Here is a 21,794-nt window from a genome sequence, read left to right as displayed (position 1 = left end):
TTCAAGAAATCACAGCGTCCTGTCAATTGCCCTTTGAGGTATCTTTTTGCTTTGCCCAAGCCCCTGCATTAGTTCAACATATTTTTTATATTTCACTTTCGCTTCTGCTCTATTTCCAGCATCCCAATATGAATCAGCCAGGTTCAAATAGGCGGGAATTCTGCCTGGGCTTCTATTAATTACAACAGTTAAATACTTCACAGCTTCGTCTGGCATATTATTTTGCTGTAAAAAAAAACCATAGTCGTTATAAATGTCAACATTATAATAATTATTAACCAAGGACTCAACCATGTATGGCTCAAGCGAGTTGACTGCAGAGGACACATTATGCACCTTGAAAAACCTCAATGCATTGAAATAATTAATCTTAATTAACTCATCGAAATAATCATTGTAACCAAAAACATTTTTATATATTACCTCATAGTCTCCGGAAAAATTACTGCCTATTGGACAAACATCTAATCCCTCCGAAATTAGCATAATGTGACTTCTGTCACTTCTATTAATTTCGAATAATGCACTGCCCTGTTCTTTTTCAGAATACCCCATAGTATCAGAATAAAATGGTAGTAAAGAAGCAGAAAACCCTTCAGGAATTTTCTTTAGTTTAAATTTTACTACACAATCTGCAGGAGATGAACTCCCAGACTCAATACTTCCACCAAGCAAAGTCGATGATATTAAATCTCTTTGGCCAGATTTTTCCAAGCCAAGAAGAGTTGTAGTGCTTTTATATATAACAACACTAGAATTTGCATAAGAAAAAATCAAAAATAAAAAAACACTAATAACCCACTTCATTATCTAACCTCCCTAAAGCTTCAGATTTTTCACTTACAAACCTAGCACTTACACCGGTCTGTACCTCTGGTAAATTTCGAGAAAAGTACACAAGATTTCCATCCGTTTTTTTCTTCCCTCTTTCGGTATAAATGGCAATAATAAGATTTCTATCATAATCTCTTGTTTCTGAAGCTGTTCCACCCAGTGACTTAATAGCATTGATAATGACATTATTTTCTGGCCCATGCTGCACTGATGTAGACCACACGACATCATTGAGAGTGTGCGAATGATATCTAACATCCACTTCGGTTTCTTCAAGAGTATAATCTACTAATTTATCAAAGTGAGTTTTCCTGATAAATTCATGCTCAATTACTTTGAATGCATCACCCTCTCTAGTTACAACCGTTCTCCATTTTGATGTAAAATCTGCAGAACCTGGAGTTAAATCGGTAAATTCATTCCTCCATATAAAAGAATCATCATTGACAAATTTTTTAACCGTGCCACCAATTATTATTCTCTCTATACCACGAACTGTAATTTTTACTTGGCTTGTCATTTGGTAAGAACCGTAGGAAACACCACCGGCATCCCCATGTCCGCCAGATACAGTTAAAGGCCCCCGACCTCCGGTTTCATATATTGATGATAATGACCCTAAATCGTAATCTCTTCGACGACGTTCATTTTTAATACATGACAAAAACACCACCGGATGCATATGCCACAAGGCTTCACTGCTGCGGATTTCCGGCACATCCTTCATCCACACCAGCTTGTTAACGTACTCCTTATTATACAATGCCAGTTCAGGGTAGCTTTTTTCCTGTTCATCCAGAGCCGCCTGCCACAACGCCGACATACCATCCTTCAGCCATTCACTGTGATGCTTCACCACCAGACGTTGTACCTGATATTGTATATCTGCCTGATTATTATGCAGGTACCGCCATAACTCGTTGGTATCTATCAAACCATCCTGATTCATATCCATCTGCTGAAGTAACTTCTTATAGCTTTCAGCATCTCCCGACGAATAGGTGTCATCGGCATCACTTCGGGTCAGCTCTTCCAGCCGACCAAACGTCTGACGCAGCCATCCTTCTTCCGGGGTCTGGAAGAGACTCTGAGGTTCCTCATTCTGCTCCAGCCGGATAAAACCTCGTTTCTCAAGGTCAAACTGACTCACCTTCTCCACATCATCTGCTGACATCCATGCCGACTCTGCGGGAATCTCGTACCAGGTTTTTCCGTTTGATTCTTTACTCTGGCACTCGCTTTCTGTTGTGAGCCGTTCTGCTTTCGAAAAAAGGGTCACCCCGCCAACACCCGCCACCTCAAATGCCGCACTCTCTTCGTTGTACTTCCACAGCTTCTTACCCGCCAGCGTATGCAATTCTGCTGCACCACTCGTCACGCCTGCTTTATTCGCCAGAAAATCCCCCATACGTGAATCCTGGCTGAAGACCTCCAGATGACAGAAATACTGCGAACCCGCCTCAGGACGCTCGTGATAACTCAGATGACCTATCACTTCACCGGCTTTTACTTCGATGCTTTCGCCAGATACGGCCTGGTTAAATACACCATGCTCACGGGCCCTTTGCATCCACGCAGGCAGGCTGCTGGCACCGCGCCTGACGTATTTATCCAGACCGGAGACCCATCCTGATCCACCTGCTGCCAGTCCGGATTCTTTCCCGTCCGGCACAGATTTAACCCGAACAAACATGAAGGGGGCCGGTTGATTATTAAGCAGGAACGTCGCTTCCTCCTCAATCTCAACGACACTTCCGCGTGGCAAAGTGGTTTCGGTGTCCAGGGGAGCCTCATAGTTGCGACCAGCATCAGCAACATTTCCGTCCGGTAGACCGGCACGCACCCAGCCTTCAGCCGGATTATCCTCGCGAACTTTAAGCGAACTGGCAGTAACTGTGGCTGTGGGGGATTCTGCACCGTATTCAGAAAGCGGTGCTATCTGCACCCACAGGGTGTAAAACTCCAGAGCGTTCTCGGGTTTATTGTTGTCCGGAATGCAGGTGGATTTAACGAGCACAAACGTCGAGCTAAATTTCAGTGATTCCGTACCGTACTTAGCAGTCTGGTAAGCATCATTCAGACGCCAGGCCACTACCTGCCCATCAGTCATGCATTTCAGCCCATGACTTTCCGGATTGTAGACAGCGTTATCCGCAAAACCATCATAAAAGTGAATACCTCCATGCCAGTATTCACCGGGTTTCAGCAGCCAGTACGTATCACCTTGCGTACCTTGCATGGCCTCCATTAACTCCCTGGCCGAACGATATCCGTCAACGGGTAATACCATTTTCATCTTACTCTCCCTGCTCTTATGCGATTATGAAAAGAAAAACCAAACGCCGGACTCTTCACTTTCCGGCTCGTCCGGTTCCTCTGGCCCCTCTCCATTTCCCGAGCCGCCTCCACCACTTCCGTAACCGCTGCTCCTTTCACCATCCTGCGGCGGCTCAACGGGTGCATCTCCCTCACCTGCCAGCGCACTCAACACCGCCGGCAGTTGCGTCAGCACCGGATCCCCCGGTCTGCCGCCGCTGTTAAGGTTGATTTTCAGCCCGCTGATATCCACGCCGCCGGGGTGTATCACCACAAACGAACTTCCCACCCGCAGCGTGATTTTCGTATTGCTCTGCAGCACGATATCGCCCTGTGCATCCGCGCCCAGCGCACCCGCCACTTTCTGGGCCAGGTCGCCTTTGACCTCCAGGCTGTGGTTACCTTCCACCAGGCTGAGGTGGTCTTTCGTGGTTTTATGCGCCTGGCTGCCGTCGACTGTTACTTTGCGGTCATTTGCCACAGTCAGCGCGTCATCACGGCCGGTATTCACGGTGTGGTCACGGGTGACTTTCAGGGTCTGGTCATTGCGTACCGTGATACTGCGGTCGTGCGCCACGGTGATGTTCTGGTCATGCCCGCCGGCATTCTCTTTGCCGACCTTCACCGTCTGCCCCAGCCCGACGATGATTTTCTGGTTGTTGCCGATGGTTTCCGTGTGGTTGACCTTCACATCAGTGGTGCGGTTATTGAGCACCTCGGTGTCCATGTTTTTCTGCGCATGGAGATACACCTGCTCATTAGCTGTCGCATCGTCGAATTTCAGTTCGTTAAATCCGCTGCCCTTATAGGTTTTTGAGCGCAGGGTCATCTGGGTTTTCGTCCACGGCAGACTACCCGGCGAGCGGTTATTTTCATGATACGTACGCCCCATCACGATGGGCTGGTCCGGGTCGCCGTTGAGGAAATCGACTATCACTTCCTGGCCGACACGCGGTATCGCCAGGTGACCGAACCCGGCACCGGCCCACGCCTGCGACACCCGTATCCAGCACGAGCTGTCTTCTGTTTCGCCGTGATAACGGTCCCAGCGGAATTTCACCCGCACCCGCCCGTGTTCGTCGCAGAAAATCTCCTCCCCCGGCGGGCCGGTGACCACCGCACTCTGCGGGCCATCGACCTTTGGTTTCTGCGGGCGATTCGGGCGCCAGGTGCGGTCTCCCGGTATGGCCACAAACCGGTTGGTGAGGGTGGTCCCCTCGCCGCGACTGCCGTGCAGGGCCTGTGGCTGTTCCCCGGTCATCGCACTGCTGATGACCTGCCATTGCCGGTTGTGGCTTTTTATCGGGTGGCCGGAAAGGGGGAAACGCACGCCAGGCGACAGCGCCGGAGAATTGCTGGTGCCGGTGGCGGTTTCGGCCTGGTTATGCCAGGCGTCCAGTTTATAGCGGGTGAAATCTTCGCCGTGCTGTTCATCCTTAAAACGCCCCGGATAATCCAGAACTTCATACTGCGAGCGCTGGCCATTCAGGCTCTGTGCTTTATGGCGATAGCCCCCCGGCCAGTCCGGCATCTTAAAGGTGTAATCCAGGCTGGTGACCGATGATGGCGCAATGCCCGCTTCGTGACGAAACACACTGATGTGCTCCGTGGTGGCGCCTGTCGACACATTCGGGTTAAAGGGAAACGCATCCTGCCGCCTGCGCAGGCCGGTCACATCATCAGTCAGCATCAGCCGCTGCCCCCCTTCCGGGGAGACGTCGTCAAAGAAGAAAATGCCTTCTTCGGCCCACAGTCTGGATAAAAAAGCGAAGTCACTTTCCCCGTACTGGGCGCAGAACTCGCGGGCCGGATGGGATTCATAAAACACCGACGTCCAGTTGGTGACGCCGTTTTCTGCCAGCAACGTGGCGGTGATGGTCTGAATATCCTGCTGCTGGAAGATGCGGAAGTTCTGGCGCAGACCGCAGCGCCACAGGGGAGGATGAATACGCAGGGTGTACTGCATCTGCCAGCCGTTGTGCTCGCTCATGCCGAAGGTGGCAATAATGCCGCTGACATGGCGCAGGACTTTCTGCCCCTGCCAGAGCGTCAGGGTGACGTTTTTCTCCAGCAACGGGTCAGCCGTCTGGCGGAAAGACTTACTGGCGACGTCAGCATCGAGGACAAATGCAGCGGAGTTATGCTGCAGCAGGCGAAAGCTCACCACCGCAAAGGTGTCCGGCTCCAGCCCTTCCACCTCCAGTGTGAAACGCAGTCCTTTTAATGACATGATCCTTCCCTGGGCCGACAGAATGCCGGACAAATGATAAACATCGTTAACAGGTGAAGGAGAATAATAGGTCTGGTTTTTTATAATGTGATAGCCATCAATTCTTCAGGCTGAAAATCAAATAAATCCTAAATAAAACAATTAAATATCAATAGTTTAATTGGTTATTTGTATGAATCAGATAATGAAATTCGCGTTGTGAATTAAACGAGATATTGAAGGTTACATGCAGTCCTGTAATCCGCTGCACGCCCTCAGCCACATCAGCTCAAACCAAAAAAAACGCCCCCGGCCATCAAGGTCGGAGGCGTTTCAAATGTCAAAACAACGCTTATTGCAGCAGAGAAATATCCGCAACCTGCAAGAACAGCTCGCGCAGTTTGGCAAGCAGCGTCAGACGGTTGATACGCAGTTCTTTATCTTCTGCGTTCACCATCACTTTGTCGAAGAACATATCCACGGGTTCACGCAACGCAGCCAGTTCCACTAACGCTTCCTGGTAACGGCCTTCGGCGAAGAACGGTTCCAGTTTGTCGCGCAGGATAACCAACTGACGAGCAAGATCCATCTCTTCTGGCTCTTTCAGAACCGAAGCACGTACGTGATCTTGTAGCTCTTCGTCTGACTTCGCCAGAATGTTGGAAACACGCTTGTTGGCTGCCGCCAGTGCTGCTGCCGCTTCCAGAGTACGGAAGTGCGACACCGCTTTCATGCGCGCATCAAAATCTGCTGGTTTAGTTGGACGACGTGCCAGAACAGCCTGGATGGTATCTACGCTGTGGCCTTCTTCCTGATACCAGGCACGGAAACGGCCCAGCATAAAGTCGATGACTTCGTCGGTAACCTTCTGGTTGGTCAGCTTATCACCGTAAAGACGTACGGCCTCTTCGGTAAGAGTTTGCAGATCAAGCGGCAGGTTTTTCTCAACGATGATACGCAGAACGCCAAGAGCGGCACGACGCAGAGCAAACGGGTCTTTGTCACCTTTCGGGTGCTGGCCAATACCGAAGATGCCCGCAAGGGTATCCATTTTATCGGCGATTGCCACAGCACAGGCCACCAGGTTAGACGGCAGTGCATCACCTGCAAAACGTGGCTGATATTGCTCGTTGAGCGCAACAGCAACGTCTTCAGCTTCGCCGTCGTGACGCGCATAGTGCATGCCCATCACGCCCTGGGTGTCGGTAAACTCGAACACCATGTTGGTCATCAGGTCGCATTTGGACAGCAAACCGGCGCGAGTTGCGTGGTTTACGTCTGCGCCAATCTGGCCAGCAATCCAGCCTGAAAGGGCTTCGATGCGGTTGGTTTTGTCACGCAGTGTACCGAGCTGTTGCTGGAACAGAACGGTTTCCAGACGCGGCAAGTTGTCTTCCAGGCGCTTTTTACGGTCGCTATTGAAGAAGAACTCGGCATCGGCCAGGCGTGGACGCACAACTTTCTCGTTACCAGAGATAATCTGAATCGGGTCTTTCGACTCGATGTTGGCAACGAAGATGAAGTTTGGCATCAATTTGCCGTCGCTTGCGTAAACAGGGAAGTACTTCTGGTCACCTTTCATGGTGTGAACCAGCGCTTCCGCAGGCACTTTGAGGAATTTCTCTTCAAATTTCGCGGTCAGAACAACCGGCCATTCCACCAGCGAAGTCACTTCTTCCAGCAGGCTTTCGCTCAGATCGGCATTTCCGCCAAGTTTGCGAGCCGCTTCTTCAGCGCCTTCTTTGATTACCGCTTTACGCTGCTCGTAGTCGGCAATGACTTTGCCGCGTTCCAGCAGAATTTCAGGGTACTGATCGGCGTTGTCGATGGTGAATTCCGGCTCGCCCATAAAGCGGTGGCCGCGAATCACGCGATCGGATGCAATCCCAAGGATGGTAGCGGGAATGACTTCCGCGCCCAACAGCAGGGTCACAGTGTGCACCGGACGCACGAATTGGGTGTTGTTATCGCCCCAGCGCATCAGTTTTGGAATTGGCAATTTGGTCAGCGCGGTGGCAATCATTGCCGGCAGCAGCGCTTGTGCGCTTTCGCCTTTAACGTGCGCACGGTACATCAGCCATTCGCCTTTGTCAGTCGCCAGACGTTCAGCTTCAGCAACGGTGATACCACAACCACGAGCCCAGCCTTCTGCGGCTTTGCTTGGATTGCCTTCTGCGTCAAAAGCAGCAGAAATTGCCGGGCCGCGTTTTTCAACTTCACGGTCTGGTTGAGACTCAGCCAGATTAGCAATCTTCAGCGCCAGACGGCGCGGTGCTGCAAACCATTTCACTTCGCCGTGGGCGAGGTTCGCCGCATCCAGCTCCGCTGTTACTTGCGCCGCAAAGGATTCCGCCAGGCTGCGCAGGGCTTTTGGTGGCAGCTCTTCAGTGCCGATCTCCACCAGAAAAGTTTTTTCAGACATGGCAGCCTCTTATTTGTTCTTATTGCACATCGGGAAGCCAAGCGCTTCACGAGAAGCGTAATAGGCTTCGGCCACAGCTTTGGTCAGAGTACGAATACGCAGAATGTAGCGCTGACGTTCGGTAACCGAGATGGCCTTACGGGCATCAAGCAGGTTAAAGCTGTGCGCGGCTTTCAGAATGCGTTCGTAAGCAGGCAGCGGCAGTGGGTTTTCCAGCGCCAGCAGGTGCTGCGCTTCTTTCTCATACTGCTCGAAGCAGGAGAACAGGAAGTCCACATCGGCGTGTTCGAAGTTGTAAGTTGATTGCTCAACTTCGTTCTGGTGGAACACGTCGCCGTAGGTGGTTTTACCCAGCGGGCCATCGCTCCACACCAGATCATAAACGCTATCTACGCCCTGGATGTACATCGCCAGGCGCTCTAAACCGTAGGTGATTTCACCGGTAACAGGTTTACATTCCAGGCCGCCCACTTGCTGGAAGTAAGTGAACTGCGTCACTTCCATACCGTTGAGCCACACTTCCCAGCCCAGACCCCAGGCACCCAGCGTTGGGTTTTCCCAGTTGTCTTCTACGAAGCGAATATCATGAATAGTTGGGTCCATACCCAGCTCTTTAAGCGACCCAAGGTACAACTCCTGAATGTTTTCTGGAGAAGGCTTGATGACCACCTGGAACTGATAGTAATGCTGTAAGCGGTTCGGGTTTTCACCATAGCGGCCATCGGTAGGGCGGCGAGATGGCTGCACATATGCAGTCGCCATCGGCTCTGGCCCTAAAGCCCGTAGGCAGGTCATTGGGTGAGAGGTGCCGGCGCCGACTTCCATGTCCAAAGGTTGAACAATGGTGCAGCCCTGGCGAGCCCAGTAGTCCTGTAAAGTCAGGATCAGGCCTTGAAAGGTCTTGGTATCAAACTTTTGCATGTTGATTTCGCACGCGTTCGAGAGGGTTAAAAAGGGAAGCGACCAGTATACCTGTTGATGGGAAGATAATCAGCCTGCATTCTCAGGCTGATGACGTTGTGTTGCGGCTTTATGTAGATGAAAGGTGCAAAAACTGACCACTTTCGTCAAAAGAGCAGGTAAAACCCTCCCGGCGCGTGGTACTGCCAAGAATTTCATAGCTTCCCTGATACTGCTTAAAATCCACCACGCTGATGCGCTGGGCCTGCGTGTTGTAACGATGTGCAGCTTCCTGCTTGCAGGTTTCGATCATCACTACCCCCTGAATTGTGGGGTGTTGCGCGACTTGCGCATACTGTGTTTGCTGCTCCGGCGAACTACAAGCACTCAAGAACAAGGCTGCTAAAGCTAGCGCCCATCGGCTATTTTTTATTTTTGGCATCATCATTCGTTAACTGTACGTTAAAATCTTTTCTGTTAATCAATAATTAACAGGTATTTCATATTCTGCAAACCCACATGGCGCCATACAAGAGGGAAAATGCAAACTCAGATTTATACCTGTTCAGTACTCCGAGGAACGAATGCAGCAGAAAATTAACTGGATTGATAACTTGCGCGGGATTGCATGCCTGATGGTGGTGATGATTCACACCACCACCTGGTACATCACCAATGCGAAGATTGTCACGCCATTTAGTTGGGATTTATCGAACGTGCTGAACTCAGCTTCTCGCGTTAGCGTTCCCCTCTTCTTCATGATTTCGGGTTATCTTTTTTTTGGTGAACGCAGTGCGCAGCAGCGCCACTTTTTGCGGATCGCCACCTGCTTGTTGTTTTACAGCGTGATTGCGCTCATCTACATCAAGCTGTTTACCCCAATCAACGCCGGCCTTTCACTGCGCTACATCCTGCAAAAACCGGTGTTTTATCACCTGTGGTTTTTCTTTGCGATCATGGTGATTTACCTGCTTTCACCGTTGATTCAGGTGAAGAAAGTTAACGCGGTGACAATTCTGGGCCTGATGGTGTTACTTGGCGTGATTGCCAACCCGAATACCGTGCCGCAAACGCTGGCGGGCGTGAAATGGCTACCGATTAATTTATACATCCGCGGCGACACGTTTTATTACGTGTTGTATGGATTGCTTGGGCGTGCGATTGGCATGCTGGAAACGGATAAACGCTGGATTAGCGGGCTGGCTGCGGGCTTGTTTGCACTGTGCATTTTTTCGATTTCGACGGGCACACGTCACCAACTGGAAGTGAACGGTAATTTTGCCGACACCTTCTACGTTTATTGTGGGCCGCTGGTGTTTATCGCCGCCATTAGCTTGTTGGTGCTGGTGAAGAATTGCCTGAATGGCCGCCCGTTGCCTGGGCTGACGTTAATCTCGCGACATTCGCTGGGCATTTACGGCTTCCACGCGCTGATCATCCACTTCTTACGCACTCATGGTTATCAAATAACAAATTCGCCGGTGCTGGATATTCTGTGGATTTTCGGCGCGACGCTTGCCGGAAGTTTGCTGCTTTCCATGGCATTGCAGCGCATTGATACCCGTAAAATGGTGAGTTAAGCGTTGCGGGCGCGGGCGCGATGTAACTGGCGTGGCGACGAAAAGCCCGCCGCAACTGCCGCCTGCTCCATGCGTTGCCCCTGTAACAAGCGCTGTTCGGCAACTGCCAGGCGCAATTGCTCCAGATAATCCCGCACCGATATCCCCAAATGCTGCTGAAAAAGCCGCGACAAATGGCGTGAACTGACATGCACTTTGTCGGCAATTTCCTGCACATCCCACGCTGATTCGGGTGTCGCAGAAAGCAAATCCTGAGCACGATGCACCGCCGGGTGAATGTGGTTGCGGTAACGCAGCCACGGCGATAATTGCGGGTCGTCGCCCGAACGGCGGAACCACACCACCATTTCACGCGCTACATCCAGCGCCGCTTTGGGGCCGCAATAGCGGTTAATCAGATGCAGCGAGAGATCAATCCCGGAAGTAATCCCCGCGCTGGTCCAGATACCCCGATCTTCAACAAAAATACGGTTATCTTTCACCTGCGCGGTGGGTGCGGCGGCACGTAATCTGACCAATACATCGTGATGCGTGGTGCATTGCACGCCGTTCATCAGCCCCGCTTTCGCCGCCAGCAACGAACCGGAACAGACGCACATCAAGTTGAGTTGCTGGCTATGAATTTGCGGTTGCAGGCGCGTCAGCCAACGGCGCACCTGTTCGGCTTGTGGCGTCTCAAAGTAGCGATTTGAATCGCACACGCCGGGCAAAACCAGCAGGCTACCTGGCGTGAAGCTGTCCGGTAGCGCTTCGATACCCGAAAAATTCAGCCCAATTGAAGTGGTGACTTGTGGGTCCGGGCCGATGAAATGCAGGTGAAAAGCGTCGCCTGCCAGCGCCAGCGTTTCGGCTGGGCCAGTCAAGTCGAGGGATAAAACACCAGGCAAAACAACGAACCAGACCCCAATACTCACGATAAAGACTCCAGGCACTCGGCAACGGTTTGGATTTGCGCAAAACGCCCCGTCAGCACTGTTTCAGTACGGTGGCGCAGAGTTGCGGCATCCAGCGTAACCCCTTTCCAGCTCATCGGGAAGGTGAGCATCGCTTCGCTAACAAATGAAACGCGATAACCCAAATCAGACGCCACCCGCGTGGTCGTTTCGCAACATTGCTCGGTACGAATCCCACAGATAATCAGATGGTTAATGTCACGGCTACGCAGCCAATGATCGAGGCCGGTATCGGTAAATGCGTTGTGAACGTGTTTCTGGAAGGCCACATCAGCCTGATGTTGCAAGAAAGGCATGGCTTTAACATAGCCGGAAGCCAGCGAGAACGGGCCTTCATCACTCACGTGGAAAATATCCACCACCGGTATATTCAAATCCTGGCAGCCGGAAATCAGCTGTGAAATGGCCTGCTGGAATGCCGGAAAATCGTCTTCTTGCCAGAAATCGCGATGGAAGAAAGATTGTTGTGTGTCGATATTAATCAGAACGGAACGGGACATTTTCGGACTCCTCATCAGTGGGTATGAATCCATTGTGACAAGGGTTGTCCGTATTGCTAATACCAAAAACGGACAGAGTGAGGATGATTTGGGACCAGATGAGATCTTTGAGATGGTGGCGGATGACGCTCACGCTAATCCGACCTTCGAAACACCAGGCCTTGGTCAGGTGGATAAGCACCAGCGTCATCCACCAGCCTGCATAATTTATGTTACTCTCCAGAAAGTTACCCTCGGAGAAAATCATGAACAGCAAGGCTGCGCGCCCCACGATAAGCGATGTCGCGAAAGCGGCAAAGACCGGAAAAACCAGTGTTTCCCGCTATCTTAACGGCGAGCAAAGCGTGTTGTCCGATGACCTTCGTCTGCGCATTGAAACAGCGATAGCCGAACTCGATTACCGCCCAAGCCAAATGGCGCGCGGCCTGAAACGCGGGCGCACCCGTTTAATTGGCCTGATCATCGCCGATATCACCAACCCTTACTCTGTCGATGTGCTGAGCGGTATTGAAGCGGCGTGTCGGGAAAAAGGCTTTACGCCGCTGGTCTGTAACACCAATAACGAAGTGGATCAGGAGCTGCATTACCTGGATTTGCTGCGCAGTTATCAGGTGGAAGGGATTGTGGTGAATGCTGTCGGCATGCGCGAAGAAGGGTTAAACCGCCTGCAACAATCCGCGCTACCGATGGTGCTGATTGACCGAAAAATCCCAGATTTTGCTTGTGATGTGGTCGGTTTGGATAACACACAAGCCGCCACAACCGCCACCGAACACCTTGTCGAACAAGGGTTTGAAGCCATTCTTTTCCTCAGCGAACCGCTCGGCACAGTGAACACCCGCCGCGAGCGTCTGAATGCTTTCCACGCCACGCTTAAACGCTACCCTGGGATTGTTGCCGAAAACGCGGAAGTGCCTTTGCACGAAGGCGAGTTGATGGACAACACGCTGCGCCAGTTCCATTCCGGCCATCGCGGTATGCGCAAAGCGGTGATTTCCGCCAACGGCGCACTCACACTACAAGTTGCACGCTCACTGCGGCGCATCGGCCTGCACTGGGGCAGCGACATCGGCCTGTTAGGCTTCGATGAACTCGAATGGGCAGAGCTTGCCGGTGTCGGCATCACCACGCTTAAGCAACCGACCTGGCAGATTGGTTACGCCGCACTCCAGCAAGTTGTGAAGCGCATTGAAGGCGGCAGCGACAGCGTTTATGAACAGGTCTTTTCCGGCGAGTTAATCGTTCGCGGCTCCACAGTACGCTAATCAATGTTCGTGATAGCGATCATAAATTAAGCATCGCTGGCTTTTCTTTGGAACCGGTTCCATTTAGCGTAATAAACATCATTACGACACCGGACGAAGTTAATGCCGAGAAAAATTATTATTGTCACTGCCGCTTACGGGCATGACCGCATCGCCGCTTTGGGTGGCCAACACGCGCTACTGCCGGTCATCGCCAATGCCGGTGCTGACGGTGTAGAAATTCGCCGCGAACTATTTAGCCGCACCCAGCTTGATGCCCTGCCAGAACTGGCGCAGCAAATCGCTGAACACAAACTTCAGGCCTGTTATTCCGCACCGGAGCCACTGTTTGTTGAAGACGGTAAACTGAATCCGCTCATCCCTACTTTGCTGCTTGAAGCCCACCAGCTCAACGCCAGCTGGTTAAAACTTTCACTCGGCAACTACCGTAGCAGCCAGCAATTTGCGCTTTTGCAGCAGTGGCTTGCTCAAAGCGATGTGCCACTGGTGGTGGAAAACGATCAAACAGCCTGCGGCAAGCTTGCGCCGATGCAGCGCTTCCAGGCCGCCTGTAACGTGCTGAATCTTCCGGTGACACTCACTTTTGATATGGCGAATTGGCTGTGGGTTGATGAATCGCCGGAAGCCGCCGCACGTGTACTGGCACCATCGGTCAGTTACATCCATGTCAAAGCCGCCGTGGCGCACCATTATCACTATCGCGCCATCGCGCTGGATGATGCCGAACCTCGCTGGCTGGAAATCCTGAAAAGCCTGCCAGCAGACGCACCACGCGGAATTGAATTCCCGCTCGAAGGCCGCGACCTGACTGCTGTCACCCGCCATTACGTCAACTTATTACGCGAGGAGTAAGCAATGTCGAGACAACTTGATGTCATCACTATTGGTGAAGCGATGGCGATGTTTGTCGCCAGCCAAACCGGCGATCTTGCCGCCGCTGAGCAGTTCGTCAAACGTGTGGCGGGCGCTGAACTGAACGTTGCTACCGGCCTTGCGCGCCTTGGCCTGAAAGTGGGTTGGGTCAGCCGCGTGGGTAATGATTCTTTTGGCCGTTATGTGCGGCAACAACTGGCAAAAGAGCAGATCGACAGCCGTGGCGTGACAACTGACGAGCGATTCGCAACCGGCTTCCAGCTTAAATCCAAAGCCGAAAATGGAACCGATCCCATTGTGGAATACTTCCGTAAAGGTTCTGCCGCCAGCCATCTGTCAGCGGCTGATTTTAACGAAGAGTACTTTTGTTCCGCACGCCATCTACATTTAAGCGGCGTGGCGGCAGCGCTTTCTGATACCTCACTTGAGTTGCTCAATCATGCCGCCCGCGTGATGAAGCAAAAGGGCAAAACGATTTCTTTTGACCCGAATCTGCGCCCGGTGCTGTGGAAAAGTGAAGCCGAAATGGTTAAACAATTGAATCAGCTCGCCTTCCAGGCAGACTGGGTGCTGCCAGGGTTAAGCGAAGGCGCGATTCTGACCGGCCACAAAACACCGGAAGCGATTGCTGATTTCTATCTCGACCACGGCGTTAAGACCGTAGTGCTGAAAACGGGCGCTGACGGCGCATGGTTCAAAACGGCCTCCGGTGAAAAAGGGGCCGTAAGCGCGGTAAAAGTCGACAACGTCGTCGATACCGTCGGCGCAGGCGACGGTTTTGCAGTGGGCGTGATAAGCGCCCTGCTTGAAGGGAAAACCTTAGAACATGCCGTCAGCCGCGGGAATAAAATCGGCTCACTGGCGATACAGGTCATCGGCGATAGCGAAGGGTTACCGACCCGTAGCGCGCTTGGCGAATAAACGAAGACTGCATCAGCTGTGCCCTACACCCGGCATGATGCGACTCTCCTCAACATAGAGGCAAGCCCATGAAAACCCAGTCCCTTTCATCAAAGGTAATCGCGCCAAAACGTTGGTGGTACATCATGCCAATCGTGTTTATCACGTACAGCCTGGCGTACCTCGACCGTGCCAACTTTAGTTTTGCTTCTGCCGCCGGTATTAACGACGATCTCGGTATCACCAAAGGGATTTCGTCTTTGCTTGGCGCACTGTTTTTCCTCGGTTATTTCTTCTTCCAGATCCCTGGCGCAATGTACGCCGAACGCCGCAGCGTGCGTAAGCTTATCTTCGTCTGCCTGATTTTGTGGGGCGGCTGTGCGTCATTAACCGGCATGGTCAGCAACATTCCGGCGCTGGCGGCGATTCGTTTTATCCTCGGCATCGTGGAAGCCGCGGTAATGCCAGCGATGCTGATTTACATCAGTAACTGGTTTACTAAATCCGAACGCTCACGGGCTAACACCTTCTTAATTCTCGGTAATCCAGTCACGGTGTTGTGGATGTCGGTGGTTTCTGGCTACCTGATTCAGGCGTTCGGCTGGCGTGAAATGTTTATTTTTGAAGGCATTCCAGCGGTTATCTGGGCCTTCGCCTGGTGGGTGCTGGTCAAAGATAAACCGGCGCAAGTGGGTTGGTTATCTGATGCTGAAAAATCCGCGTTGCAGGCGCAACTCGAAGAGGAGCAGCAAGGGATTAAAGCGGTGCGTAACTACAGCGAAGCGTTCCGTTCGCGCAATGTGGTGCTGCTGTGTATGCAGTATTTTTGCTGGAGTATCGGCGTGTATGGCTTCGTGCTGTGGCTGCCTTCTATCATCCGTGGCGCAGGCACCGCGGGAATGGGCATGGTCGAAGTGGGCTGGCTGTCGTCTGTTCCGTATCTGGCGGCGACCATCGCGATGATTGTGGTTTCCTGGGCTTCGGACAAGATGCAGAACCGTAAGCTGTTTGTCTGGCCGCTGCTGCTGATTGGCGCGCTGGCCTTCCTCGGTTCGTGGCTGGTTGGTGCCGATCACTTCTGGGTTTCCTACACCCTGCTGGTGATTGCCGGTGCGGCAATGTATGCGCCATACGGTCCATTCTTTGCGATTATTCCGGAAATGTTGCCGCGCAATGTCGCGGGTGGCGCGATGGCATTAATCAACAGTATGGGGGCGCTCGGTTCGTTTGTTGGCTCCTGGTTTGTTGGCTACCTTAACGGTGCAACGGGCAGCCCGTCGGCTTCCTATGTCTTTATGGGGGTGGCATTGCTCGCCTCAGTGTGGCTAACTCTGATTGTGAAGCCGGCGAAAAACCAACACGTCCCAGTGGCAGCACACCACGCCTAATCTCAGGCCAGGCGGCCGTTAAACCGCCAGGCCTGTCTATAACTATTTAACGGAGAACGCCATGAAGCCGCCCGTCATCCTCTACAAAAAGTTACCTGACGACCTGCTTGCCCGTCTTGAAAGTCACTTTAGCGTCACTCAACTGAATAACCTAAGCCAAGAAACCATCAAGCAAAACGCGCAAGCCTTTGCCGATGCGCAAGGGATTCTGGGTTCCAGCGAAACAGTGGATAAAGCGTTTCTGGAGCACACTCCGAATCTGCGCGCAGCGTCGACCATTTCCGTCGGCTACGACAATTTTGATGTTGATGCACTGAGCGCGCGCGGTATCGCGCTGATGCACACGCCAACAGTTCTGACAGAAACCGTCGCCGACACCATGATGACGTTAGTACTGGCGACCGCACGTCGCGCGCTGGAAGTGGCTGAACGAGTGAAAAAGGGTGAATGGCAAGGCAGCATTGGAGCGGATTGGTTTGGCATCGACGTGCACCATAAAACGTTAGGGATTCTGGGCATGGGCCGCATTGGCCTGGCACTGGCACAACGTGCGCACTTCGGCTTTAGCATGCCGATTTTGTATAACGCTCGCCGCCATCACCAGGAAGCCGAAGACCGTTTTAACGCACGTTATTGCGACCTGGATACCTTGTTAGCCGAATCCGATTTCGTCTGTATTTCTCTGCCGCTGACGGACGAAACTTATCATCTGATTGGTGCTGAGCAATTGGCTAAAATGAAATCCTCAGCGATTTTGATTAACGCCGGACGTGGCCCGGTAGTTGACGAAAAGGCACTGATTCAAGCGCTGGTAGACGGCAAAATTCACGCCGCTGGGCTGGATGTTTTTGAACAAGAACCGCTGCCGGTTGATTCCCCGCTGCTGAGCCTGCCGAACGTCGTGGCGCTGCCGCATATCGGTTCCGCGACCCACGAAACCCGCTACAACATGGCCGCCTGCGCGGTGGATAACTTAATTGCAGCGTTGAGTGGCAAGGTGAAAGAGAACTGCGTGAACCCGCAGGTATTGAAGTAATTGATTGTTGGCGGATGACGCTTGCGCTTATCCGCCCTACGAACGATAACCAGTAGGTCGGGCAAGCGCAGCGCCCCCGACATATTGACTAAAGCCAGATTAGAAATCAGTCTTAGAAAAACCAGTCATTTCTTCGAGGCCCATCTCACGGCCTAACGCCGTCATTGGATGCACGATAACCAGGCCGCGCACTGCTTTTTTCAGGGCACCCATGTTGGCTTGTTCTTTCTTGGTAATTGGACGCTTGTACGGCAGCGCCATCAGCTTTTGCGCTTCTTTGCTCAGCTTCTGGTTGCGCACCGCTTGCAGGCGCACGATCTCAATTTCCAGCTTCGCTTTCTCTTTTTCCATCTCAGCGTACTTTTCAGCGTCATTGATCAGATGCAGTTCAGGCATCTCGTGACGGATAAGATCGAGGCGATCGCTAAGACGTTTGATTTCTGCTTTTTCGATTTCTTTCATTTTTAATTAACCGTGAATAACTTTCATTGCTGGCAAGGATACACCATTCGGCTTAAGAGGGCGAAAAGGGTGTTCGGTCAGAATTACTTCTGGAAGGCTTTTTTTAAGCTGATCCGTGAGATCAGCTCGGTTAAAGAGAGCACCATCGTGGAACGAACAATTTGCTGATAACGCTGTTTCTGCATGGCAATCAGCTCAGGATCGCTGCCATCCACAAACTTTGGCGTCGGAGGCAGAGCGGAAACACAATGCAATTCACCAAACGGGCCAAGCATTTCATCGTCGGTAAATTTGTAGTCGTTACCGTCGTGATTAAGTTCCTCACGCAGCGCCATCAGCAGCTCGCAATCTTCGTACTCCGCGCGATTAAGCACGCCAAGGCCGTAGATGAGTTTGAGGCGTACAGAAAGCTCCCCTAACGGGCCATCCCCTTCCAGCAACGGTTCAACGGCATATTTCACCGCATAGTCGTCTTTACGGAAGACCTGAATCACCAGGATATTAACCGCTTCGGTGAGAAGCTCGACAGCAGCAATCAGCAGGCTGCGTACGGTTTTGCCGGCATTAAGACGCTCAAGCACACGGTTTTCAAAGGCCTGGGTTTCTTCCATCTTTGCCTACATCACTAAAAGTATTATTGGGTGCAGCGTCTACTGCACCCGCTTTGCATCACTATTTGCCGTTATAAGCATTCACCGCTTCAGCAACAACATCGCTGTTAGCATCAAGGCCAGAGATTTCAGCCAGCGCTGCTTGTGGGCCTTTTTCTGCCAGTAATTGTTCCAGTTCCTGCGCTTGTGGATCTTGCTCGCTGCGATAATGCATCGCCGCGGCAATACCTTTAACCAGGAATTGGTGCGGTAAACCGTATTCGATAGTGCCCAATAACGGTTTAATCAGTCGGTCGCCCGCGCTTAATTTACGCAGTGGCTGGCGGCCAACGCGTTCCACATCATCTTTCAGATACGGGTTTTCGAAACGACCGAGGATTTTCTGGATATAGGCCGCATGCTTGTCTGCATCAAAGCCATAACGCTTGATCAGCACCGCACCACTTTCATCCATTGCGCCTTTCACCACCGCACGGATTTTCTCATCGAGAATCGCATCGCGAATGGTCTGGAGACCCGCAAGCTGACCAAGGTACGCGGTTATAGCATGGCCGGTATTCAGCGTGAAGAGTTTACGCTCAACAAACGCCATCAGATTATCAGTAAGTTCCATGCCAGGAATGTTTGGCAGGTCACCTTTGAACTGAGTTTTATCAACAATCCATTCGCTGAATGTTTCAACTGTGACTTCAAGCGGATCGTTAGTGGCAGATTCAGAAGGAGGCACGATGCGGTCAACCGCGGAATCCACGAAGCCAACATGCTGCTCAACCCAGGCTTGATCATCCTCAGAAAGCGCCTTCATCACATGCGCTTTAAGCTGGCTGGTGCCACGCACCATATTCTCGCAAGCGATAATGTTCAGTGGTTTTTCATTACCATTGGTGCGACGCAGAACCAGCCCTTTTGCCACTGCTGGCGCGATACGTTCCAGCACGACTGGTCCAACAGCCGTGGTGACCAGGTCAACTTCTGCAATCAGCGTGACGACCTCGTCACCGATGCTGCTGACGGCATTCACATTAGAAACGGTATCGATTTGCTTTTGCTCGCCCACCACGTGAACCTGGTAGCTATGGCGCGCGTTCAGCGCATCAAGAACGGTTTGGTTGACGTCCGCAAAGGTCAGTTGGATACCGGCATCTGCCAGCAGTTTGCCGATAAAGCCACGTCCGATATTACCTGCGCCAAAATGTAATGCTTTCATGTCGTTCACCTTCTTAAATTTGAATCACCCGAGAGGGTTCGGGTGAGGAGGTATGCGGTGCTGACCACCCTCACCCTAACCCTCTCCCTGAGGGAGAGGGAACTAGATCGGTATTCACCCTCTCCTGGGGGAGAGGGCCGGGGTGAGGGCGACCGGAGCCACCCACACCACCACTGCTACTTCTTACCTGCCAGCAGGTCGAGCACTTCCTGAACACTGGTGGTGTTAGCCAGGCGCTCAATCACTGACTCATCATCCAGCGCGTTGGTCAGGCTGGTGATAACCTGGATGTGTTCGTTATTGCGAGCGGCAATACCGATAACCAGGCGGGCAATATCATCAGGTTCTTCACCGAAGTGAACACCATGCGGATACTGGCAGAACACAACGCCGGTTTTCAGGACGCGGTCTTTCGCTTCAACCGTACCGTGTGGAACGGCAATGCCTTCGCCCAGATAAGTTGGGGTCAGTTTTTCGCGTTCAAACATCGCATCAACATATTCAGGCTGTACGTAACCGCCGTTCACCAGTTGCTCACCGGCAAAGCGAATCGCTTCTTCTTTGGTTGTCGCAGTCAGGCCAAGGAACACGTTACCGGCACCAAGGCGGAACAACCCTTCTTCGCTTGGCACAAAGCTGTCTTCCAGGCTGCTCATCACCTTAACTTCTTTCTCGCTCAGGTTATGAGAGGCCACCAGACGCTCGGTCAGGTTGGAGTACAGGCTGCTGTCGAGGAAGTTAGTCAGGGAAATATGCTGTGCCTGTGGAACCTGGCGCATCGCACGTTCGGTCAGGTCACGGTGCGTAATCACCAGGTCAACGTCATCCGGCAAACTGTTGATTGCACAGTTAGTCACGGAGATATTTTTCAGGCCCGCATCGCTGACTTTCTTACGCAGCACACCCGCACCCATCGCACTTGAACCCATGCCTGCATCGCACGCTACGATGATTTTACGTACGTGGCTGAGGTCGTTAGACAGACCAGCACCGACCGCCAGTGGCGTAGCGCCACCTTTGGATTCAGCTTTCATCTCTTCCACACGGCGAGCCGCTGCTTCGATGTCGTCTTCTTCTTTAACCTTGCTTGTTTTCAGCAAGATGGCAGAAACCACGAAGGACACGGCTGTTGCCGCAACGATTGCCGCGATGTTAGCGAAGTAAGCACCTTTTGGCGTCATCGCCAGAATCGCGAGTATTGAACCCGGAGATGCCGGAGAAACCAGGCCGCCGTTCAGAATAGTCAGCGTAAACACGCCAGTCATACCGCCGAGAATAACGGCGAGGATCAGACGTGGGTTCATCAGCACATATGGGAAGTAAATTTCGTGGATACCGCCCAGGAAGTGGATGATTGCCGCGCCGCCCGCAGACTGCTTAGCATTACCGCGACCGAAGAACATGTACGCCATCAGCACGCCCATACCAGGGCCAGGGTTTGCTTCAATCAGGAAGAAGATTGATTTGCCCAGCTCGTGGGACTGCTGAATACCCAGCGGCGAGAAGATACCGTGGTTGATTGCGTTGTTCAGGAACAGGATTTTCGCAGGTTCTACGAAGATAGACGCCAGCGGCAGCATGTCATGGACAACCATGAAGTTAACGCCCGCCGCCAGAATTTTGGACAGGACTTCAACCGCAGGGCCGATACCCATGAACGCCAGAATCGCCAGAATCATACCGATGATGCCAGCGGAGAAGTTGTTCACCAGCATTTCAAAGCCGGATTTGATCTTGCCATCAACCCATGCGTCAAAATGTTTAATTGCCCAACCACCCAGAGGACCGGCAATCATTGCACCGAGGAACATCGGCATATCCGCACCGACGATAACACCCATAGTGGTGATCGCACCGACCACACCACCACGGTCGCCACCGATTAAGCGACCACCGGTAAAACCGATGAGCAACGGCAGCAGGTAAGTAATCATCGGGCCAACCAGTTTCGCCAGTGTCTCGCTTGGCAACCAACCAGTTGGAATAAATAACGCCGTGATAATACCCCAGGCGATAAATGCGCCGATGTTTGGCATTACCATGTTACTCAGGAAACGACCAAAGCTTTGCACTCTGATCTTGATATCGGATGACATACGCACACCCCTTATTGTGTTCACGTGCTGAAAAAGCAGCCCGAGGTTTATTGTTAATGTGGTGGCAAGCAGTGCTGCCAGATGCTCTAAGTGAGGCGAATCTGGCACTGAATCGTTAAGCTGTCCAGTACACGGGATTTTATGTGATGCAGATCACTCATCACTGGGTGTAACGAAGCATAATCAGGAGATCTTGATCACATAATTGATGTGTAAAAAAAACACAGCAGCTATTTTTTGCG

The 21,794-nt window shown here is 52.1% G+C and carries 17 protein-coding genes and 1 pseudogene; 6 read left to right on the top strand and 12 right to left on the bottom strand.

Annotated features, from left to right (window positions below; genetic code table 11):
• Positions 1 to 9 precede the first annotated feature (9 nt).
• The 6 genes from MNO13_RS01120 to MNO13_RS24400 all read right to left on the bottom strand — a co-directional run bounded on the left by MNO13_RS01120 (position 10) and on the right by MNO13_RS24400 (position 8,994).
• Positions 10 to 807, bottom strand: a complete 798-nt coding sequence (locus MNO13_RS01120) for a tetratricopeptide repeat protein (protein WP_133522129.1) — start codon at positions 805 to 807, stop codon at positions 10 to 12.
• Entirely contained in the window at positions 791 to 3,130 is a 2,340-nt protein-coding gene (locus tag MNO13_RS01115) for a VgrG-related protein (RefSeq protein WP_241939441.1), read from the bottom strand. Before MNO13_RS01115 ends, MNO13_RS01120 begins: the two co-directional genes overlap by 17 nt.
• Positions 3,131 to 3,154: 24 nt before the next feature.
• Positions 3,155 to 5,380, bottom strand: a complete 2,226-nt coding sequence (locus MNO13_RS01110) for a type VI secretion system Vgr family protein (RefSeq protein WP_241939440.1) — start codon at positions 5,378 to 5,380, stop codon at positions 3,155 to 3,157.
• A gap of 331 nt (positions 5,381 to 5,711) precedes the next feature.
• Positions 5,712 to 7,781, bottom strand: coding sequence for a glycine--tRNA ligase subunit beta (gene glyS / locus MNO13_RS01105; RefSeq protein WP_241939439.1), 2,070 nt, complete (start codon positions 7,779 to 7,781; stop codon positions 5,712 to 5,714).
• A 9-nt stretch (positions 7,782 to 7,790) separates the two neighbouring features.
• On the bottom strand, positions 7,791 to 8,702 hold the full coding sequence (gene glyQ / locus MNO13_RS01100) for a glycine--tRNA ligase subunit alpha (protein ID WP_064542532.1): 912 nt from the start codon (positions 8,700 to 8,702) through the stop codon (positions 7,791 to 7,793).
• A gap of 109 nt (positions 8,703 to 8,811) precedes the next feature.
• Positions 8,812 to 8,994: a YsaB family lipoprotein gene (locus tag MNO13_RS24400; RefSeq protein ID WP_422387205.1), complete on the bottom strand. Its 183-nt coding sequence runs from the start codon at positions 8,992 to 8,994 to the stop codon at positions 8,812 to 8,814.
• Between the two features lie 271 nt (positions 8,995 to 9,265).
• On the opposite strand from MNO13_RS24400, the gene MNO13_RS01090 reads away from it, so the two are divergent.
• Entirely contained in the window at positions 9,266 to 10,261 is a 996-nt protein-coding gene (locus tag MNO13_RS01090; RefSeq protein WP_064542528.1) for an acyltransferase, read from the top strand.
• Here the strand turns inward: MNO13_RS01090 and MNO13_RS01085 are convergent.
• A complete protein-coding gene (locus tag MNO13_RS01085) occupies positions 10,258 to 11,175 on the bottom strand; it encodes a GlxA family transcriptional regulator (protein ID WP_121814723.1) in 918 nt (305 codons plus the stop codon). The two genes, MNO13_RS01090 and MNO13_RS01085, sit on opposite strands and share 4 nt — an antisense overlap.
• Positions 11,172 to 11,714 (bottom strand): isochorismatase family protein, encoded by a 543-nt coding sequence (locus MNO13_RS01080; protein WP_121814722.1) that lies wholly within the window; start codon positions 11,712 to 11,714, stop codon positions 11,172 to 11,174. The genes MNO13_RS01085 and MNO13_RS01080 overlap by 4 nt, the downstream gene beginning before the upstream one ends.
• A gap of 245 nt (positions 11,715 to 11,959) precedes the next feature.
• Here MNO13_RS01080 and MNO13_RS01075 point away from each other — a divergent pair, with 245 nt between their 5' ends.
• From MNO13_RS01075 to ghrB, 5 genes are all read left to right on the top strand, one after another.
• Positions 11,960 to 12,979 carry a LacI family DNA-binding transcriptional regulator gene (locus MNO13_RS01075; RefSeq protein WP_121814721.1) on the top strand — a complete coding sequence of 340 codons (1,020 nt, stop codon included), beginning with the start codon at positions 11,960 to 11,962 and terminating at the stop codon, positions 12,977 to 12,979.
• Between the two features lie 102 nt (positions 12,980 to 13,081).
• Complete coding sequence (locus tag MNO13_RS01070; RefSeq protein ID WP_064542513.1) at positions 13,082 to 13,831, top strand: sugar phosphate isomerase/epimerase family protein; 750 nt, start codon at positions 13,082 to 13,084, stop codon at positions 13,829 to 13,831.
• A 3-nt stretch (positions 13,832 to 13,834) separates the two neighbouring features.
• Positions 13,835 to 14,773: a sugar kinase gene (locus MNO13_RS01065; protein WP_241939438.1), complete on the top strand. Its 939-nt coding sequence runs from the start codon at positions 13,835 to 13,837 to the stop codon at positions 14,771 to 14,773.
• A gap of 68 nt (positions 14,774 to 14,841) precedes the next feature.
• Complete coding sequence (locus MNO13_RS01060; RefSeq protein WP_064542507.1) at positions 14,842 to 16,140, top strand: MFS transporter; 1,299 nt, start codon at positions 14,842 to 14,844, stop codon at positions 16,138 to 16,140.
• A 61-nt stretch (positions 16,141 to 16,201) separates the two neighbouring features.
• On the top strand, positions 16,202 to 17,176 hold the full coding sequence (gene ghrB / locus MNO13_RS01055; protein WP_241939437.1) for a glyoxylate/hydroxypyruvate reductase GhrB: 975 nt from the start codon (positions 16,202 to 16,204) through the stop codon (positions 17,174 to 17,176).
• A 99-nt stretch (positions 17,177 to 17,275) separates the two neighbouring features.
• Here the strand turns inward: ghrB and MNO13_RS01050 are convergent, their stop codons facing one another.
• The 4 genes and pseudogenes from MNO13_RS01050 to MNO13_RS01035 form a co-directional block, all read right to left on the bottom strand.
• On the bottom strand, positions 17,276 to 17,638 hold the full coding sequence (locus tag MNO13_RS01050) for a YibL family ribosome-associated protein (RefSeq protein ID WP_034499383.1): 363 nt from the start codon (positions 17,636 to 17,638) through the stop codon (positions 17,276 to 17,278).
• An 83-nt stretch (positions 17,639 to 17,721) separates the two neighbouring features.
• A pseudogene (locus MNO13_RS01045) lies at positions 17,722 to 18,255 on the bottom strand (MltR family transcriptional regulator); the annotation flags it as partial.
• Positions 18,256 to 18,310: 55 nt separating this feature from the next.
• Positions 18,311 to 19,456, bottom strand: coding sequence for a mannitol-1-phosphate 5-dehydrogenase (gene mtlD, locus MNO13_RS01040; protein ID WP_064542498.1), 1,146 nt, complete (start codon positions 19,454 to 19,456; stop codon positions 18,311 to 18,313).
• Between the two features lie 176 nt (positions 19,457 to 19,632).
• Positions 19,633 to 21,552, bottom strand: a complete 1,920-nt coding sequence (locus MNO13_RS01035) for a PTS mannitol transporter subunit IICBA (RefSeq protein ID WP_064542495.1) — start codon at positions 21,550 to 21,552, stop codon at positions 19,633 to 19,635.
• Positions 21,553 to 21,794: the final 242 nt, after the last annotated feature.

The sequence above is a fragment of the Buttiauxella ferragutiae genome (assembly GCF_022637515.1).
In the GTDB taxonomy this organism is placed as follows: Bacteria; Pseudomonadota; Gammaproteobacteria; order Enterobacterales; family Enterobacteriaceae; genus Buttiauxella; species Buttiauxella ferragutiae.
This window is presented reverse-complemented; position numbering and strand designations above follow the sequence as displayed.

Excerpts from the sequence above, each read along its gene's own strand:
- MNO13_RS01120 (WP_133522129.1), bottom strand. The coding sequence starts at position 807 with ATGAAGTGGGTTATTAGTGTTTTTTTATTTTTGATTTTTTCTTATGCA.
- MNO13_RS01115 (WP_241939441.1), bottom strand. The coding sequence starts at position 3,130 with ATGAAAATGGTATTACCCGTTGACGGATATCGTTCGGCCAGGGAGTTA.
- MNO13_RS01110 (WP_241939440.1), bottom strand. The coding sequence starts at position 5,380 with ATGTCATTAAAAGGACTGCGTTTCACACTGGAGGTGGAAGGGCTGGAG.
- glyS (WP_241939439.1), bottom strand. The coding sequence starts at position 7,781 with ATGTCTGAAAAAACTTTTCTGGTGGAGATCGGCACTGAAGAGCTGCCA.
- glyQ (WP_064542532.1), bottom strand. The coding sequence starts at position 8,702 with ATGCAAAAGTTTGATACCAAGACCTTTCAAGGCCTGATCCTGACTTTA.
- MNO13_RS24400 (WP_422387205.1), bottom strand. The coding sequence starts at position 8,994 with ATGATCGAAACCTGCAAGCAGGAAGCTGCACATCGTTACAACACGCAG.
- MNO13_RS01090 (WP_064542528.1), top strand. The coding sequence starts at position 9,266 with ATGCAGCAGAAAATTAACTGGATTGATAACTTGCGCGGGATTGCATGC.
- MNO13_RS01080 (WP_121814722.1), bottom strand. The coding sequence starts at position 11,714 with ATGTCCCGTTCCGTTCTGATTAATATCGACACACAACAATCTTTCTTC.
- MNO13_RS01075 (WP_121814721.1), top strand. The coding sequence starts at position 11,960 with ATGAACAGCAAGGCTGCGCGCCCCACGATAAGCGATGTCGCGAAAGCG.
- MNO13_RS01070 (WP_064542513.1), top strand. The coding sequence starts at position 13,082 with ATGCCGAGAAAAATTATTATTGTCACTGCCGCTTACGGGCATGACCGC.
- MNO13_RS01065 (WP_241939438.1), top strand. The coding sequence starts at position 13,835 with ATGTCGAGACAACTTGATGTCATCACTATTGGTGAAGCGATGGCGATG.
- MNO13_RS01060 (WP_064542507.1), top strand. The coding sequence starts at position 14,842 with ATGAAAACCCAGTCCCTTTCATCAAAGGTAATCGCGCCAAAACGTTGG.
- ghrB (WP_241939437.1), top strand. The coding sequence starts at position 16,202 with ATGAAGCCGCCCGTCATCCTCTACAAAAAGTTACCTGACGACCTGCTT.
- MNO13_RS01050 (WP_034499383.1), bottom strand. The coding sequence starts at position 17,638 with ATGAAAGAAATCGAAAAAGCAGAAATCAAACGTCTTAGCGATCGCCTC.
- mtlD (WP_064542498.1), bottom strand. The coding sequence starts at position 19,456 with ATGAAAGCATTACATTTTGGCGCAGGTAATATCGGACGTGGCTTTATC.
- MNO13_RS01035 (WP_064542495.1), bottom strand. The coding sequence starts at position 21,552 with ATGTCATCCGATATCAAGATCAGAGTGCAAAGCTTTGGTCGTTTCCTG.